The 17,661-nt window shown below is 73.2% G+C and carries 12 protein-coding genes and 2 pseudogenes; 9 read left to right on the top strand and 5 right to left on the bottom strand.

The window, feature by feature from the left end; genetic code table 11:
• The first annotated feature begins 121 nt into the window (after positions 1–121).
• Complete coding sequence (locus ACFW2Y_RS26785) at positions 122–2,239, top strand: penicillin acylase family protein (RefSeq protein WP_384884250.1); 2,118 nt, start codon at positions 122–124, stop codon at positions 2,237–2,239.
• Positions 2,236–2,796, top strand: a complete 561-nt coding sequence (locus tag ACFW2Y_RS26780; protein WP_384884247.1) for a GNAT family N-acetyltransferase — start codon at positions 2,236–2,238, stop codon at positions 2,794–2,796. Before ACFW2Y_RS26785 ends, ACFW2Y_RS26780 begins: the two co-directional genes overlap by 4 nt.
• 12 nt (positions 2,797–2,808) lie before the next feature.
• Here the strand turns inward: ACFW2Y_RS26780 and ACFW2Y_RS26775 are convergent, their stop codons facing one another.
• Entirely contained in the window at positions 2,809–3,894 is a 1,086-nt protein-coding gene (locus ACFW2Y_RS26775) for an amidohydrolase family protein (protein WP_384884244.1), read from the bottom strand.
• A 208-nt stretch (positions 3,895–4,102) separates the two neighbouring features.
• Between ACFW2Y_RS26775 and ACFW2Y_RS26770 the strand changes: the two genes are divergently transcribed.
• Entirely contained in the window at positions 4,103–5,203 is a 1,101-nt protein-coding gene (locus ACFW2Y_RS26770; protein ID WP_384884259.1) for a pyridoxal-phosphate-dependent aminotransferase family protein, read from the top strand.
• Positions 5,204–5,251: 48 nt separating this feature from the next.
• On the opposite strand, the gene ACFW2Y_RS26765 is transcribed toward ACFW2Y_RS26770, so the two are convergent.
• Complete coding sequence (locus tag ACFW2Y_RS26765) at positions 5,252–6,310, bottom strand: aminotransferase class V-fold PLP-dependent enzyme (RefSeq protein WP_384884241.1); 1,059 nt, start codon at positions 6,308–6,310, stop codon at positions 5,252–5,254.
• A gap of 105 nt (positions 6,311–6,415) precedes the next feature.
• Positions 6,416–7,123 carry a DsbA family oxidoreductase gene (locus tag ACFW2Y_RS26760; protein ID WP_384884238.1) on the bottom strand — a complete coding sequence of 236 codons (708 nt, stop codon included), beginning with the start codon at positions 7,121–7,123 and terminating at the stop codon, positions 6,416–6,418.
• Between the two features lie 238 nt (positions 7,124–7,361).
• Between ACFW2Y_RS26760 and ACFW2Y_RS26755 the strand changes: the two genes are divergently transcribed.
• The 5 genes and pseudogenes from ACFW2Y_RS26755 (at position 7,362) to ACFW2Y_RS26735 (ending at position 14,798) form a co-directional block, all read left to right on the top strand.
• A complete protein-coding gene (locus tag ACFW2Y_RS26755) occupies positions 7,362–8,810 on the top strand; it encodes a peptidoglycan D,D-transpeptidase FtsI family protein (protein ID WP_384884235.1) in 1,449 nt (482 codons plus the stop codon).
• Between the two features lie 147 nt (positions 8,811–8,957).
• Complete coding sequence (locus tag ACFW2Y_RS26750; RefSeq protein ID WP_384884256.1) at positions 8,958–9,341, top strand: hypothetical protein; 384 nt, start codon at positions 8,958–8,960, stop codon at positions 9,339–9,341.
• Between the two features lie 224 nt (positions 9,342–9,565).
• A pseudogene (locus ACFW2Y_RS26745) lies at positions 9,566–9,823 on the top strand (MFS transporter); the annotation flags it as partial.
• Between the two features lie 110 nt (positions 9,824–9,933).
• Complete coding sequence (locus ACFW2Y_RS26740; protein WP_384884253.1) at positions 9,934–12,000, top strand: SpoIIE family protein phosphatase; 2,067 nt, start codon at positions 9,934–9,936, stop codon at positions 11,998–12,000.
• A complete protein-coding gene (locus ACFW2Y_RS26735; RefSeq protein ID WP_384884232.1) occupies positions 11,997–14,798 on the top strand; it encodes a SpoIIE family protein phosphatase in 2,802 nt (933 codons plus the stop codon). Before ACFW2Y_RS26740 ends, ACFW2Y_RS26735 begins: the two co-directional genes overlap by 4 nt.
• 348 nt (positions 14,799–15,146) lie before the next feature.
• Here ACFW2Y_RS26735 and ACFW2Y_RS26730 read toward each other — a convergent pair whose 3' ends face one another.
• A complete protein-coding gene (locus tag ACFW2Y_RS26730; RefSeq protein WP_384884230.1) occupies positions 15,147–16,151 on the bottom strand; it encodes an AraC family transcriptional regulator in 1,005 nt (334 codons plus the stop codon).
• A 164-nt stretch (positions 16,152–16,315) separates the two neighbouring features.
• Here ACFW2Y_RS26730 and ACFW2Y_RS26725 point away from each other — a divergent pair, with 164 nt between their 5' ends.
• A complete protein-coding gene (locus tag ACFW2Y_RS26725; RefSeq protein ID WP_384884227.1) occupies positions 16,316–17,521 on the top strand; it encodes a TerD family protein in 1,206 nt (401 codons plus the stop codon).
• Positions 17,522–17,569: 48 nt separating this feature from the next.
• Here the strand turns inward: ACFW2Y_RS26725 and ACFW2Y_RS26720 are convergent.
• Positions 17,570–17,661 (bottom strand): annotated as a pseudogene (locus tag ACFW2Y_RS26720) (hypothetical protein); the annotation flags it as partial.

Below are 17,661 nucleotides of genomic sequence, written 5' to 3'. Positions count from 1 at the left end.
GCCCCGCACCCGCCCCGCCGCTCCGACCCCTCCCCGACTCCTGTAGTTTAATTTAGGCCAGCCTAACCTAACAAGGCTTGGTCGTACGGGTACGACGGACAGGAACGGGATCGGGGTCTCCGTGAGCATCGAGGTCTATCGGGACGTCTGGGGCGTCCCCCATCTGCGCGCCGCGGACCCGAACGAACTCGCCTTCGCCCAGGGGCGGACCACCGCCCACGACCGGGCCTGGCAGTTGGAGGTCGAGCGGCACCGGGCCCGGGGCACCACCGCTGCCTTCCTCGGCCCCGCGGAGCTCGGCTGGGACGTCTTCGCCCGACAGGCCCGGATCGCCGACACCGCCCGCCGCTGCTTCGAGCGGCTCGAAGCGACCGATGCGCCCACGGCCGCTTGGGTCCGCGCCTACGTGGCCGGGGTCAACGACGGCCTCCCGGAAGGGGCGGGCCGTGCACCCGAGTTCGCGGAGACCGGACTGGCGCCCGGCCGCTGGGAACCTTGGACCCCGCTCGCCGTCTGGCTCTCGACCCACGTCCTCTTCGCCGGTTTCCCCACCAAGCTGTGGCGGGAGGAGGTGGCCCGGCGGCTCGGCGAGGAGTGGACGGAACTCTTCGCCACGGACGGCCCCGGCACCGCCGGTTCCAACGGCTGGATCGTGTCGGGCGACCGGACCGCCACCGGGGCCGCCCTGGTGGCCGGCGATCCGCACCGGTTCGTCGAGGCCCCCGGCGTCTACCAGCAGATCCGGCTCGCCTGTCCCGCGTACGACGTGGTGGGCCTCGCCGTGCCGGGCGTCCCCGGCATCGCCCACTTCGGTCACGCCGGGCCGGTGGCCTGGGCCATCACCAACGCGATGGCGGACTACCAGGACCTGTACCGGGAGCGGTTGCGCCGGCTCCCCGACGGGAGCACGGTGGCGCTCGGCCCGGACGGTTGGGCCCCGGCCGCCGCGCACACGGAGACGATCGAGGTCGCGGGCGCCGAGCCGGTCGTGATCGAGGTGGTCGAGACCGCGCGGGGCCCGGTGATCATCGGCCTGGACGGGGACCCCGACCCCACGGATCCGGCCGGCACCCGGGAGGCCATCAGCTTGCGGCATCCACCACGGGTCACCGGCGAGCTGGGCTTCGGGACGCTGCCCGCACTGCTGCGCGCCCGGACCGTCGCCGATGTGGACGCGGCCCTCGACGGCTGGGTCGAGCCAGTGAACGTCGTCCAGGCCGCCGACACCCGAGGCGGCCTGCTCCATCGGGTCGCCGGCCACGTGCCCGTGCGGGACCGTGCCAACTCCCTGCGGGTCGTGCCCGCCTGGGACCCGGCGCACGCCTGGGACGAACGGCCCGCGCCGCTCCCCCGTGCCGAGGTGCACGGCCACGCCGTCATGGCCAACGCCCGGAGCCTGGCCGCGCCCTTGGGCGTGGAGTTCGCCCCGCCGCACCGGGAGGCACGGATCGACGGACTGCTCGGCGCCTCGGCGTCCTGGACCGCAGGGGCGATGGCTGCGATCCACACGGACACCGACAACCCCTCGGCAGCCCCCCTCTTGGAAGCGGTACGACGCGCGGGGCAGGGCCCGACGGCCGTCGCCGACCGCCTCTCCCCCGCCGGCGCGGACGTTCGGGAGCAACTGCTCGGCTGGAACCGGCGGATGGACGCGGACAGCCAGGACGCCGGACTCTACGCAGCCGTGCGCGGGGCCGTCGTGCGCAGGCTGGCCGGACACCGGGCCTTCGCGGCACTGCGCGAAGGCGACCCGTACCCCGAGCTGTTCCGCCCCTGGCTGGCGCTCGGGCCACGGGTCGCCTTCGCCCTGGAAACGCTGCTCGTGACCGGCCCCGTGCCCGCCGAGGACATCGACCGGATCGTGGGCGAGGCGCTCGACGAGGTCGGCTCCGGCGGACCGCCCGCAGCCTGGGGCGTGACGCACCGGCTCGCCCCCTGGCAGGCACTGCCCGATCCGGACGACGAGCGGTGGCCGGGGCTCGGCGGGGACCACGACTGCGTGCTCTCCACGTCCAGCGTGCCGGGGTGGACCGATCGCAGCGCCCGCGCCTCCGCCGCCCGGTACGTGTGGGACCTCTCCGACCGCCGGCGGAGCCGCTGGATCGTGCCGTTCGGCGCATCCGGCGTTCCCGGCGACCCGCACCACCACGACCAACTCCCCCTGTGGCTGCGGGGCGAACTCGCCCCCGTCACCACGGACTGGCAACACCTCACCGAGGAACCAAGGAGCAGGGCATGACCGCCGCCGCACACGTCCAGGCCGTCGAGGGCTTCGGGACCGTCACGATCCGCCCCGTCTCCCCCGAGGGCGACGCCCCGCTCATCCACGGCTGGGTGAACGAGGAACGGGCTCGGTTCTGGGGCATGCTCGGGACCACCGTCGAACAGGTCCGGGAGGTCTACGGGCACCTCGACTCTCTGACCACGCACCACGGCTACCTGGTCGATCGGGACGGGGAGCCGGTCGCGCTCCTCCAGACGTACGACCCCGCGGCCGACCGGGTCGGCGAATGCTACCCGGTGCGACCGGGGGACATCGGCCTCCACCTGCTCATCGCGCCGGGCCTGGCCCCCGAGCCCGGGTTCACGGGCCGGTTGCTCATCGCGATCATCGCCTTCTCACTCAAGGACCACCACCGGATCGTGGTCGAACCCGACGCGGCAAACGAGAAGGCCGTCGCCCGCATGCGACGGGCCGGCTTCGAGCTGGGCCCCGAGGTGGTGCTCCCCGAGGTGGACCTGCCCGAGGTCTTCATCCCGGAGAAGCGGGCGCGGCTCGCGTTCCTGAGCCGCTGACCCCGCCGGGGGTCAGGCCAGGACCCGGCCGTTGACGACGACCCGGCGCGGCGCGGCGAGGACGCGCACGTCCACACGGGGGTCTTCGCCGTAGACGACCAGGTCGGCCGGGGCGCCCTCCTCCAACGAGGGCCGGCCGAGCCAGGCCCTGGCCCCCCACGTGGTGGCGGCGAGCGCCTCGATCGGCGGGATCCCCGCCTTGGTGAGCTCCTCGACCTCCTCCGCGACCAGGCCATGGGCGAGGGAGCCGCCCGCGTCGGTGCCGACGAAGACGGGCACGCCCGCGTCGAAGGCCGCGCCGACGGTGTCGTAACGGCGCTCGTGCAACCGGCGCATATGGGCCGACCAGCGGGGGAACTTCTCCTGGCCGCCGTCGGCGAGGTGCGGGAAGGTCGCGATGTTCACCAGCGTCGGGACGATGGCGACGCCCCGCTCGGCGAAGAGCGGAATCGTCTCCTCGGTGAGCCCGGTCGCATGCTCGATGCAGTCGATGCCGGCCTCGACGAGGTCCCGGAGCGAGTCCTCGGCGAAGCAGTGCGCAGTGACCCGGGCGCCGAGCCGGTGCGCCTCGGCGATGGCCGCCTCGACCTCGGGACGCGGCCAGCAAGCGGTGAGGTCGCCCGCTTCCCGATCGATCCAGTCGCCGACGAGCTTGACCCAGCCGTCACCACGGCGGGCTTCCCGACCGACGTACGCGACGAGGTCGACGGGCTCGATCTCATGGGCGTAGTTGCGGATGTAGCGGCGGGTGCGGGCGATGTGGCGGCCCGCTCGGATGACCTTGGGCAGGTCCTCGCGCCCGTCGATCCAGCGGGTGTCGGAGGGCGAGCCCGCGTCCCGGATCAGCAGGGTCCCGGCATCCCGGTCGGCCAGGGCCTGCTTCTCGCTGGTGGCCTCGTCGACGGGGCCGTGCCGGTCGAGACCGACGTGGCAGTGGGCGTCGACGAGTCCGGGCAGCGCCCACCCCTCGACGGTCACCGCCTCGGCGGCGGGCCGGTCGAAGGTGATCCGCCCGTCGACGCACCACAGTTCGTCGCGTACGTCCTCCGGGCCGACGAGCACCCGCCCCTTCACGTGCAGCACCTCGTGATCGCTCATGCCTGCACTGTACGAGGGCGGGAACACCGCCGGGCCGGTGGAGGGGCCCCGGGGCCGGTGTGCCCGAGGGGCTGCGCCGCGCGGCCGGAAGGGGGCGCGTGCGGGGAGCGGCTCCCGGTGTCGTGCGATCACCGCTCGGTACCCTGATCAGGAGCTTCGCCCGCGTCGAAGCGAGTCGCACCGAACCGAAGAAGGCACCGCCGTGACCGTGACACATCCGCTGCTGGACCTGGCCCCGCTGACCGCCGCGCGCTTCGCGTCCATCGAGCGCCGGGTGGCCGCCCTGCTCTCCACGGAGCAGGACGTGGTGATCACCCAGGGCGAGGCGCTGCTGCCCCTGGAGGGGTGCATCCGCAGCGGCGCGCGGGCCGGTTCGACCGCGCTGAACGTGGTCACCGGTCCGTACGGGCAGACCTTCGGGAACTGGCTCCGGGACTGTGGTGCGACGGTCGTCGACCTGACGGTGCCCTTCCACGCGGCGGTGACGGCGGAGCAGGTGGAACAGGCGCTCTCCGAACACCCGGAGATCGACTTCGTCTCGCTGGTGCACGCGGAGGCGGCGACCGGCAACACCAACCCGGTCGCCGAGATCGGCGAGGTGGTGCGGGCGCACGGCGCGCTGTTCTACCTGGACGCGGTGGCGTCGATCGGCGCCGAGCCGGTGCTGCCGGACGCCTGGGGCGTCGACATGTGCATCATCGGCGCGCAGAAGGCGATGGGCGGGCCCGCGGGGGTGTCCGCGGTGTCGGTGAGCGAGCGGGCGTGGCAACGGTTCGCCGCCAACCCGGCCGCGCCGCGCCGCTCGTACCTCTCCCTCCTCGACTGGAAGGAGCGCTGGATCGACGGGGGCCGCAGGACGCTGCTCCATGCCCCCGCCCAGCTGGAGATGCTGGCCCTGGAGGCCTGTGTGGAGCGGATCGAGACGGAGGGGCTGCCCGCGCTGATGGGCCGGCACGCCTCGGCGGCTGCTGCGACCCGCGCGGGCGCCCTGGCGCTGGGCGGCGGTCTCGAACCGTATGTGCACCGGGAGGAGGACGCGGCCCCGGTGGCGACGACGCTGCGGGCTCCCGCGGGCGTCGACGCCTCGGAGCTGGTGGCGAAGGCGCTGGCGGCGGACCCGTCGGTGCCGCTGGTCGCGGGCGGTGGCGCACTGTCCCGGGAGATGGTCCGGGTCAACCACTACGGCGTGGACGCGAGCCCGGAGGCGGTGCTGTCGTCGCTGACCGCCCTGGGGGCGGCACTCGGTGCTGCGGGACGGGCGGTGGACCTGGAGGGTGCGCGCCGGACGGCCGTGGACGCCTGGGAGTGAGCGGCGTGCGGGAGGGGCGGAGGCCGGACGCCGGGCCTCCGCCGGACGTCAGCCCGCCAGCGCCTCCAGGGCGCGGTCCACGTCCGCCGCGGTGTTGTACAGGTGGAAGGAGGCCCGCAGGTTGCCCGCACGGGTCGAGAGCAGGACGCCCGCCTCGTGGAGGGAGTCCGCCCGGTGCCCGAGTCCGGGAACGGCGACGACCGTCGAGTCGTCCATGACCGGCACGTGACCGAGGTCGAGGAGCCCGGAGCGGAAGCGGGCCGCGAGTCCCTTGTCGTGGGCTTCGATCCGCTCGATGCCGATCTCCTCCAGGAGGGCGAGCGAGCGGGCCGCCCCGTGGTACGAGAGGAAGGCCACCGGCTCGTCGAAACGGCTGGCGAAGCGGGCCAGTTCGCGGACCGGTCCGTAGACGTTCGCCCACAGCTCCTCGCCGGTGACCCAGTTGGCGTGGATCGGGAGGAGCGAGTCCTGCGCCTCCTCGGTGACGGTGAGGAAGGACGCCCCGCGCGGGCAGAGCAGGTACTTGTAGCCGCCGGTGACCGTGTAGTCCCACCGTCCCGCGTCGAGCGGCAGCCAGCCGGCGGACTGGGTGGCGTCCAGGAGGGTGCGGGCACCGTGGGCGGACGCCGCTTCCCGGACCGCAGCGAAGTCCGCCGTGCGCCCGTTCGCGGACTGGACGGCGGAGAAGGCGACGAGTGCGGTCTCGGGACGGACGGACTCGGCCAGTCGCTCCAGCGGAACGAAGCGGGTCTTGAGGTCGCCGCGGATCGTGAACGGAGTGATGACCGAGGAGAAGTCCCCTTCGGGGAACAGGACCTCGGCCCCGGCCGGCATCGACTGGGCGATCATTCCGCAGTGGACGGCGACCGAGCTGCCGACGGCGACGCGTTCGGGGGCGACGCCGGCGATGCGGGCGAAGGCGGCACGGGCCTCGGCCACCACGTCGAAGCTGCCGGCACCGCCCGGTCGGCCGTCGGCGGTCTCCTGGGCGAGGAGCGTGACGGCTTCGACGGTCCGGCGGGGCAGGAGTCCGCAGCTGGAGGTGTCCAGATAGGTGCGCTTGGGCGCGAACTCGGCTCCGCCGAGCGGCTGGTCAAGGGGGTCCATGTCCCCACCCTGGGCTCCCCGCGATCACCCGTCAATGGCGGCCTGACCGTGGGGAGTCTCCAAGCGCCGCTTATCTCCGCAGGTCAGAGTGGTGGCCGAGGGAGGTCACTGCTGAGGAACCTCGCAGGTTCCGTCCGGGCCGCAGACCTCCGCACCGGCGCCGACCGGCTGCAGGACGCGTCCCTGCCACGCCTGCTCCAGGGCTTGGGTGAAGACTTCGGCGGGCTGGCCGCCGGAGACGCCGTAACGCCGGTCCAGGACGAAGAACGGGACGCCGTTGGCACCGAGTTCGGCAGCCTCGCGTTCGTCCTCCCGCACCGCCTCGGCGTAGGCGGACCCGTCGGCGAGGACGGCGCGCACCTCGGTCTCGTCGAGGCCGGCCTCGACCCCGAGGTCGACCAGGGTCTCCGGCTCGAAGACGGAGCGCTCCTCGGCGAAGTTGGCCCGGTAGGCCAGGTCCAGGAGCTCGCCCTGCCGTCCGCGCTCCTTGGCGAGGTGGAGCAGGCGGTGGATGTCGAAGGTGTTGCCGTGGTCGCGACCCTCGGTGCGGTAGTCGAGGCCCTCCGAGTGCGCGTTCGAAGCGACGTGCGCCTCCATGGCGCGGGCTTCGTCGAGGGTGCGGCCGTACTTCTTCGCCAGCATCTCCAGGACCGGGCCCGTGTCGCCCTTGGCGCGGTGCGGGTCGAGCTCGAAGGAGCGGTGCACGACCTCGACGTCGTCGCGGTGGGCGAAGGCCGCGAGCCCCTTCTCGAAACGGGCCTTGCCGATGTAGCACCAGGGGCAGGCGATGTCGCTCCATATCTCGACGCGCATGGGTGATCTCTCCGGGAGGGGTAGGGGATGGTGTTCTTCCCCGCGGGGAACACCACGGCGGGCCGGTTCATTCCGCTTCTGGCCGCCCGGTCGGGGGCTCCGTAGCGCACCGGTCCGGGCGATCGCCCGGAGGGAGGATCGCGAAGCGTTGCGGCGGGCGGCGCGGACATGAAGGTTCGCTGAGAAACGGGCCACATCCGGAACGTCCCCCACGTGCCCGTTCGTCCCCATGGGTGCGATGAACAAGACGATCAGGAACACGTCGGTCTTCGTGCTGGCCCTGGTGCTGGCCCTGCTGGGGCGGGCGACCTGGGTGCAGGCGTACGAAGGCAAGGCGCTCGCGGACGACTCGAAGAACCGGCGGAAGACCATCGCGCAGTACGCGCAGCCGCTCGGGAACATCGTCGTGGCCGGCTCCCCGGTCACCGGCTCGACGAGGACGGAGGGATCGGACCTCGCGTACAAGCGGACCTACACGGAGGGCGAGCTGTACGCGGCGGTCACCGGTTACAGCTCGCAGGCGTACGGTGCCACCCAGCTGGAAGGCATCTTCTCCGACGTCCTCGACGGCACCGACGACCGGCTGAAGAACCCGTTGGACGCCGTCACCCGCAAGCAGCAGGAGCCGGGCACGGTCGTCACCACGATCGACCCGGACGTCCAGGAGGCCGCCTACCGGGCGCTCGGGAGCAAGAAGGGCGCGGCCGTCGCCGTCGACCCGGCGAGCGGCCGGATCCTCGCCATGGTCTCCACCCCGTCGTACGACCCGTCGAAAATCGCCGGGACGAACGACGGGGACGTCTGGAAGGAGCTGACCTCCGACGAGGACAAGCCGCTGGTCAACCGGGCGCTGCGGCAGCCGCTCCCCCCGGGTTCCACCTTCAAGCTGGTCGTCGCGGCGGCGGCCCTGGAGGACGGCCTGTACGGCTCCGTGGACGCGGCGACGGAGAGTCCCGACCCGTACACCCTGCCGGGCACCCGGACCGTGCTGAAGAACGAGAACCCCTCCGCCCCCTGCGAGAACGCCACGATCCGCACCGCGCTGCAGTACTCCTGCAACAACGTCTTCGGCAAGATGGCCGCCGACCTGGGGCAGGACAAGGTGCGGGCGATGGCGGAGAAGTTCGGCTTCAACGACGCCGAGATGGACGTCCCGGTCCGCGCCTACGCGAGCGTCTACCCGTCCGGCATGGACGCGGCGCAGACGGCGCTCACCGGCATCGGCCAGTTCGACGTGACCGCCACCCCGCTCCAGATGGCCCTGGTGTCGGCCGTGATCGCCAACGACGGCCTGCTCGCCGCTCCGCACATGGTCTCGGAGGTCGTCGACTCCGACGGCGACCCGCTCCGGACATACCGGGACGGGGACGCGGAGCGGATCGTCTCCGCCTCGACCGCCGAGCAGTTGCGGAGCGCGATGGTGACCGTGGTACAGAAGGGCACCGGCACCAATGCGGCCGTGGCGGGCGCCGAGGTCGGCGGCAAGACCGGCACCGCGCAGCACGGCGAGAACAACAGCAAGACCCCGTACGCCTGGTTCACCTCCTACGCGAAGGACCCCTCGACGGGGAAGCAGGTCGCCGTTGCCGTGATGATCGAGGACTCGGGCGCGGCCCGTTCCGAGGTCAGCGGCAACGGGCTGGCCGCTCCGGTGGCACAGAAGATGATGGAGGCGGCGCTGAAGTGACGTGTGACGGGGAGCGATTGGCCGCGGGGCCCCGGCACGCGATATGCAGGATCACGCTCCTCACCGAGCACACATTCGATTCACCGAACCTGCTGTCACCTCGCGGAGGACCCCGTGCGCCTGCCCCGTTCCCTGTCCGGCTGGACCATGGCGGTCTTCGGCGTGCTCGCCGCCGCCCTGGGCGTGGTGGGCCTGGTCGCCCCGGACGCGCTGCTCACGGTCATGGGCTTCGAGCCGGTTCCCGCGGGCGGCCGTGCGGAGGGGGACCACACCCTGGTCTTCCTGACCGCTTCCTCGATGGCCGCGCTCAACATGGGCGTCTACTACGTCCTGGCCTCCCTCGCCGACTGGAAGCCCTTCTTCCGTTGGACGGTCCCGTTCCGGCTGCTGACCTGTGCGGTCTTCACCCTGGCGGTCGTCACCGGCCGCGCGCCCACCGGCTTCCTCGGGGTCGGGCTGTGGGAAGGACTCGGCGCCGTGGTGACCGGGATCGCACTGCGGTACGAGGCCCGCGGGGGCGGCGAACGGTGACCCGCGACGACCGGTCGTGCGCGGCGTCCCCGGCCGCGCTGCGGCCCGTTCCGGCGCCTGCGCACCGGTCCGACGCCCCCGCGGACGGGGCCGACCGCGCCGGTGCGGCACCCCTCGACCAGGGCGCTCACCGGATGCCCCGGCACCGGTGGCGGGGCACCACGTCCGTTTCCTAGGGCATCCGCCCGATCCGCACGGCCCTCCTCGGTCGACAGCCTTCGGCCATGCGTGGATATCTGATGGGTGTCGTCGTGTCCGGGTTCGGTACGACGGCGATGTGGCTGGTCTCCGGCATCTGGGTCAAGTCCCTCACCGGCTCGGACGCGCTCGCGGCCCTGACCGCGTTCGCCCTCTGGGCGCCCGTGCTGCTCGGGCCGCTGCTCAGCACGGTCGCGGACCGCGTGCGGCGCAAGCCGCTCCTGGCCCTCCTGAACGCGGCGATGGCGGCCCTGCTGCCGCTGCTCTCCCTGGTGGGTCTCGGCAGGGTCGCCGCGCTGTTCTCCGGGGCGTACCGTGACGGGCTCCTGGTGCGGGGCGGCTGACCGACGGGGAGCATGGAGGAAGGCGCGTGGCGCGGCGGGAGGAGGGCAGTGTGACGGCCGGTTCCTTCTCTGGGACGACAGGACGGTTCGGGTTGCCCCTGGACGGCAAGGGGCTCCTCGACGTGCTCGGGGTCGCGGCCGTCGTCGTGGACGCCCAGGGGCGGATCGTGCTGTGGAGCCCCCAGGCGGAGGGCCTCTTCGGTTTCCGCGCCGACGAAGCCCTCGGGCAGTACGTGGCCCGGCTGATCGTCGACGAGGAGCACCGCGAGGAGGCCGTGCGCCTCTTCCGCGAGGTCCTGCACGGCGGTGCGACCTGGGCGGGGACCTTCCCCGTGCGGCACAAGGACGGATCCACCCGACGGGTGGAGTTCCGCAACATGCGGCTCACCGACGACCTGGGCGGTCTGTACGCCCTGGGGGTGGCGGCCGACAGCGCAGCCGTCGAACGGATCGAGACCGAGCTCGCGCTCTCCGACCGGCTGGTCTCCCAGTCGCCGATCGGCCTCGCCGTGCTCGACACCGAGCTGCGCTACGTCCTGGTGAACCCGGCCCTGGAGCGGATCAACGGCATTCCGGCCGAGCTGCACCTCGGACGGCGGATCGGCGACATGCTGCCGATGCTCGACGCCACGGCCCTCGACACCGCGCTGCGGACGGTGCTCACCACGGGGACGCCGCTGCTCGACCACGCCACGGTGGGACGGACGCCCGCGGACCCGGACCACGACCACGCCTGGTCCGTGTCCCTCTACCGGTTGGAGGGTTCCGAGGGCCGGGTCCTGGGCGTCGCCGTCTCGGTGATCGACGTGACCGAGCGGCACCGGGCGGACGCCGCGGCGGACCGGTCCCGACGGCGACTCGCGCTCGTCGCCGACGCCTCGGCCCGGGTGGGCACCACCCTGGAGGTGGAACGGACGGCGGACGAACTGGCCTCGGTCGTGGTGCCGGAGCTCGCGGACGTCGCTGCCGTCGACGTCCTGGACTCCGTACTGGCCCTGCGTAGGCCGGGTGCTCCGGAGGAGGGTCCGGCGCTGTTCCGGGCGCTCGCCGTGAAGGCCGAGGGCGATACGGAGGCCCTGCCGGCGGCGGACCCACCCGGGGAGGTCGCCATGTACGGGGCCGACCGGCTCGTCACCCGGTGCGTGCACACCGGGCGGCCCGTGCTGGTGGAGCGCGTCGGCCCCGGAGACCTGTCGCGGATCGCCCGGAGCCCGGAGGCCGCCGAGCTGCTCGCCAGGGCCGGGGTCCACTCGTACCTGGCGGTGCCGCTGATCGCGCGCGGCGAGGTGCTGGGCGCGCTGGACCTCAAGCGGGACCGGAACGCACTGCCCTTCGACGGCGACGACGTGCTGCTCGCGACGGAGCTCGCGGCCCGCGCCGCCGTCAGCATCGACAACGCCCGCTGGTACCAGAGCGTGCGGAACTCGGCGGTGACGCTCCAGCGGAGCTTGCTGCCCGTGGTGCCGCCGGAACGGGCGGGCCTGGAGGTCGCCGCCCGCTACCAGCCGGCACACGCGTCCAGCGAGGTCGGGGGCGACTGGTACGACGTGATCGCGCTGCCCGACGACAAGACGGCGCTCGTCGTCGGGGACGTCATGGGCAGCGGCATCGACGCGGCGGCGACGATGGGCCGGCTGCGGACCGCGACCTGTGCGTTCGCGGACCTCGACCTGTCCCCCGCACAGGTGCTGCGGCACCTGGACCGGATCACGGCGGGTCTGGAGCACTACATCGCGACCTGTCTCTTCGCCGTGCACGATCCGGTGCGACAGCGCTGCCGGATCGCGAACGCGGGCCACCTTCCGCCCGTACGGATCCCGGTGGACGGACCGGCGGAGTTGGTGCGGCTCTCCACCGGGGTGCCGCTGGGCGTCGGCGGCGGCACCTTTCGGACGGCCCGGGTGCCGTTCCGCCCCGGCGACCGCCTGGTGCTGTACACGGACGGGCTGATCGAGACCCGCGCCGATGCGATCGACGAGCGGCTCGCCCTTCTCGTCAGCCTCCTGGACGAGGCACGGGGTCCTCTGGAGGAGACCTGCGACCGGCTGCTCACGGCGCTGCGCCGGCCGGGCGCACCGGACGACGTGGCCCTGTTGATCGCTCGGAGCACCGGATGATCCGGGGCCGGGGACGGGGCTGGCGCAGGTGGCGGGGGCGGGAACGGCTGGGCGGAAGCGGTGCGGAGAAGGGGCGGGGCACGGGGCTGCGGAGCGTCGCGGGTCAGGTGTTCGCGCTGGAGGCGCTGATCGCGCTCCTGGTGATCGCGGTGGCTGCCTTCGTGACGTTCCAGCAGGAGCGGCGGGACACCGAGCGGGACGCCCGGGTCCGTTCGCTCGCGGTCGCCGAGGCCTTCGCACACGCGCCCGGCATCGACACGGCGCTGACCTCGCCCGATCCGACGGCGGAGCTGCAGAAGCGGGCGGAAGCGACCCGGCTGGCCACGGGCGTGGACTTCATCGCGGTGCTGAGCCCCTCCGGGGTGCGGTACACCGACTCCCAGCCGGAGCTGATCGGCCAGAAGGCGACCGGTGACCTCTCGCGGGCCGCAGTGGACGGGGAGTCGTACACGGAGCTCTTCCACGGAGCGCCGAACGACGCCGTGCGGGCCGTGGTCCCGGTGCTGGACGCACAGGGCCGGGTCGTGGGCCTGGTCAGCAGTGGCATCGCGGTGGAGAGCATCGCGCACGCGGTGGAGGAGCGGCTGCCGCTGCTCCTCGGCGCGGCGGGCGGTGCCCTGGCGGTGGCGGTGGGCGGCGCGGCGTTGGTGAGCCAGCGGCTGCGGCGGCAGACGCACGGCCTGGGGCCTGCGGAGATGACCCGGATGAAGGAGCACCACGAGGCGGTGCTGCACGCCGTGCGGGAAGGCGTGTTGATCGTGGATGCCGACCACCGGCTGCTGCTCGCCAACGACGAGGCGCGCCGGCTGCTCGGCCTGACCGCGGAGGCGGAGCGGCGGCACGTCTCGGAGCTCGGTCTCGACCCGCGGACCGTCGAGCTCCTGGAGTCGGGGCGGGCCGCGACCGACGAGGTGCACCGGGCGGGCGACCGGCTGCTCGCGGTGAGCGTGCGGCCGACCTTGCCGCACGGTTCGGAGTCCGGGTGCGTGATGACGATGCGGGACACCACCGAGCTGGCCGCCGTGACCGGGCGGGCCGCGGTGGCCCGCGGCCGTCTGCAACTGCTGTACGAGGCGGGGGTGCGGATCGGGACGACGCTGGAGGTCGTGCGCACGGCGGAGGAGCTGGCGGAGGTCGCGGTGCCCCGGTTCGCGGACTTCGCGACGGTGGAGCTGCCGGAAGCGGTGCTGCGCGGGGAGGAACCGCCGCAGGTCGCGTCGGCCTCCACCGAAATGCGGCGGACGGCATTGAGCGGACTGCGCCCCGACCAGCCGCTCCAGCCGGTCGGGGACGTCGTGCGCTTCGACGTCCGCAGCACTCCGATGGCGACGGCGCTGCACGCGGGCCACGCGGTGGTACAGGCGGAGCTGGCCTCGGCGGAGGGGTGGCGGGCCCAGGACCCGGAGGGGGCGGCGCAGGCCCTGGCGTACGGGATGCACTCGCTGCTCACGGTGCCGCTGCTGGCCCGCGGTGTGGTGCTGGGAATGGCGAACTTCTGGCGTGCGGACACTCCGGAGCCGTTCGGGGAGGAGGACCTGTCGTTCGCGGAGGAGTTGGCGGCGCGGGCGGCGGTCGCGATCGACAACGCGCGCCGGTTCACGCGGGAGCACGCCATGGCGGTGACCCTCCAGCGGAGCTTGCTGCCGCGGGTGCTGCCCGAGCAGAGCGCGGTGGAGGTGGCGTACCGCTACCTCCCGGCGAAGGCCGGTGTGGGGGGTGACTGGTTCGACGTGATCCCGCTGCCGGGCGCGCGGGTGGCGCTGGTGGTGGGGGACGTGGTGGGGCACGGTCTGCACGCGGCGGCGACCATGGGGCGGTTGAGGACCGCGGTGCACAACTTCTCGACCCTGGACGTGCCGCCGGACGAGCTGCTCGGCCATCTCGACGAGCTGACCGGCCGGATCGAGGACCGCGATGCGGAGGAGACGGACGGCGAGGGAAGACGGCGGGACGAGGGCATCACCGGCGCGACCTGCCTGTATGCGATCTACGACCCGGCGTCCGGGCTCTGCACGGTGGCGAGCGCGGGGCACCCCGGTCCGGCTCTGGTGGGTCCCGACGGGCGGGTCGATTTCCCCGAGCTGTCCCCGGGCCTGCCGCTGGGGCTCGGTCTGGGGGACGTGCCGTTCGAGGCGACGGAGCTGCGACTGCCGGAGGGGAGCAAGCTGGTGCTCTTCACGGACGGGCTCCTGGAGGACCGCGGGCGGGACCTGAACGCGGGGCTCGGGCTGCTGCGGTCGACGCTCTCCCGGCCGGACCGGAGCCCGGAGCAGACCTGCTCGGACGTGCTCGCGACGCTCCTCTCACCGGCGCCGCGCGACGACATCGCCCTGTTGGTGGCACAGACCCGACTGCTCGACCGGGAACGGATCGCGGAGTGGACGGTGCCGCGGGACCCCTCGGCGGTCTCTCCGGTGCGGAACGCGGCGGCGGCGAAGCTCTCGGAGTGGGGGCTCGACGGGCTGGCGTTCACGGCGGAGCTGATCCTCAGCGAGCTGATCACCAACGCGGTGCGGTACGGAGCCGACCCGGTGACGGTGCGGCTCCTGCACGACCGGACGCTGATCTGCGAGGTGTCGGACGGCAGCAGCACCTCGCCGCACCTGCGGCACGCGGCGGCGACGGACGAGGGCGGGCGGGGGCTCTACCTGGTCGCCCAGTACGCGGAGCGGTGGGGCACGCGGTACGCCCGGCGCGGCAAGACGATCTGGGCGGAGTTGCGGGTGGGCGCGGACGACGTCGAGCCGATGGCGGTGGCGGTGCCGGACCTGGACGCGCTGGAGGACCTGGCCTGGTGACGCCCTTGGTGCGGGTCCCGGGGGGGCACCTGCCTGTCCGGGCACGCTGGCCCTCCTGCCCGCGGGGTTCCGCGGGCAGGAGGTTTCCCGTGTTCTGGGCGCGCCGGTGCCCTCCCCGCTTCGGCAGGGCTTCGGTGGCGGTTCCGGCCGGGAGCAGGGCGGGTGGGCCCCGGCCGGACTGATACGGGGGAACCCGGCCGGGACCTGGGCCACGGTGCGCCTGGGCGCACATGGCCCACTCAAGGTAGGTCCGCCCCGAGATCACCGCGAGCCGCAGAACGCGGCACCTGTCCGGAATACGCGACGGCTTGGTGCACGGAAGCACGGACCGGCGCACGCGCCGCGCCGTCAGTCGCCCGCCCGTAGCGTCCGGGACGGCGACTCGCCGAACTTCTCCCGGTAGCGGGCCGCGAACCGCCCCTGGTGGGCGAAGCCCCAGCGCCAGGCCACCTCGCTCACAGCGGCCTCGCCCGGCGCCGCCTGCCGCAGTTCCTCGTGGACCCGGTCGAGCCGGACCTCCCGCACGTACGCCATGGGCGACATCCCCACGTACTCCCGGAAGGACTCCTGGAGGCGGCGCACGCTGACCCGGGACAGGGCGGCGAGCTCGGTGCTGGTGAACGGGTGCTCGGGGCGCTCCTGCACCGCGTCCATCGCACGTTTGACCGGGGCCGGTCGCCGTGGTTCCCCCGGGTGGGCGAGGTCCTCGCGCCAGGGGTGCTCGGCGGCCAGGAGCAGTCCGTTGAGGAGCGCCTCCTGGAGCGGACGGGCCACCAGGTCGTGCGTGGCGAGCCCGTCCCCGGCGAGCGCTTCGGCGGCGACCTGCCGGGCGAAGCGCACCCAGCTCAGCCCGGGGCCCCGCGTGATGTCCAGGCGGGGCTCGAAGGCCAGGGGGCCGCGCACCGCCCGGCCCGTCAGCCGTTCGAGGCGGTCGCGCAGTTCGGCCGCCCCGACCTTCACCGACAGGGTCCGGCAGTCCCCGCTCCAACGGTCGAGGAAGGTGTCCCCCGCCGGATCGAGCAACAGGGCCTCGTCCGGTGTCGCGACGATCCGGCCGCCACCGCCCTGACGCATCTCCATGGTGCCGCTCAGCGGGGCGTTGAGGTGGTACGCGCCGAGTTCGCCGAAGCTCATGCGCACGTCGGCACCGCAGCTGAGGTCGCCGATGACCAGCGGCCCGAGTGCAACGGTGTCGAAGCGAGCGGCGAAGGGGCGCCGGTCCCCGTCGACGACGGTCATCCGATTGGCGTAATAACGCGCATCGAGTTCCTCCCGCGCCTCGTCCACGTCCGCCGTCCGGAACGAGTTCGCCCCCACGGTCCCCGCGCGCTCCGCGGCCCCCACAGCACCCATGGTCCGAAAGGATATTCATGCGCCGGATCTGGGCCTGAACCGCGTGATGCCCGATATCGCCGCAGGTGCGGCGGTTGACGGTCGGAAGGCGGGCACATCACCGAGGTGGCCGAACCGACCTCCGTCGGGGGAACGGCGGAGGGACCCGGTTCGTTAGCCGTGGCATGACCGCTATGACCCCCGGCTCGAACATCCCCCTCACCGCCGCGCGCGTGGCGGTGGACGTGGCCGCCCCCGTGCGGCTCGACGTTTCGGGCCTGCTGCTCAGCGCCAACGGCAAGGTGCGCTCGGACGACGACTTCATCTTCTACAACCAGCCGGCCGGGCCCGGCGTCACCTACCGCTCCGGTGGTGGGGCCGGGCCCGACGCGATCCTGGTGGACACCGGCGCCCTCCCGGCCGGCATCGAGCGGATCGTCGTCACCGCGAGCCCGGACGCCGCGGGCCAGACCTTCCAGGGCATCGAACCCACGGCCACCATCCGGAACGCGGACGACGGCACCGTGCTCGCCACCTTCACCCCGCCCCGGCTGGCGACGGAGACGGCACTGGTGGTCGTCGAGATCTACCTGCGCAACGGCGCCTGGAAGGCCCGCGCCGTGGGACAGGGGTACGCCAACGGGCTGGCCGGCATCGCGACCGACTTCGGCGTCTCGGTGGACGAGGAGCCCGCCGCTGCTCCCGCCGCGACGCCCGTCGCCCCGTCGGTGCCGCCGGTACCGCCGGTCGCTCCGATGGACCCGCGCCTCGCCGCCCCGGCACCTCCTGCACCCCCGGCACCCGTCTCCACCGGCAAGATCAACCTCGACAAGGGGCGGGTCAGTCTCCAGAAGAACCAGACGGTGTCCCTGGTCAAGGGCGGTCGTCCACTGCTGTCGCAGGTGAAGATGGGCCTCGGCTGGGAGCCCGCCTACCGGGGCAAGGACATCGACCTGGACGCCTCCGTCATCGCGTACGGCCCGCAGCGCAACCACTTGGACAGCTGCTACTTCGGCAAGCTGACCATCCTGGGCGGATCGATCCGGCACTCCGGCGACAACCTCACCGGCGAGGGCGCGGGCGACGACGAGGTCATCACGGTGGACCTCGGCCGCCTCCCCGCCGACGCCACCGGCCTGGTCTTCACGGTCAACTCCTTCTCCGGTCAGAAGTTCACCGAGGTGGCCAAGGCCTACTGCCGTCTGCTGGACGCCACCACGGGCGAGGAGCTGGTCCGCTTCGACCTGACCACCGCCGAGCCTCAGACCGGCGTGATGATGGCCAAATTGATCAAGCAGTTCTCCGGTGAGTGGGAGATGACCGCCATGGGCGAGTTCGTGAAGTCGCGGACCGTCCGCGGCATGGTGAAGCCGGGCGCCCAGGCACTGTGAGCGATCGGTGCCCCGGAGGGGCACACCGGGGCCCGGGCGCGGACTGACCTCGTCGCCGGCGCGGACCGCGAGTTCCACGAAGGCCGTGCCGGGCAGCAGCGCGTTGCCCATGACGACGTGCTCGCCGAGCCAGGGGTGGG

Source organism: Streptomyces sp. NPDC058877, assembly GCF_042742855.1.
Lineage (GTDB): Bacteria > Actinomycetota > Actinomycetes > Streptomycetales > Streptomycetaceae > Streptomyces.
This window is presented reverse-complemented; position numbering and strand designations above follow the sequence as displayed.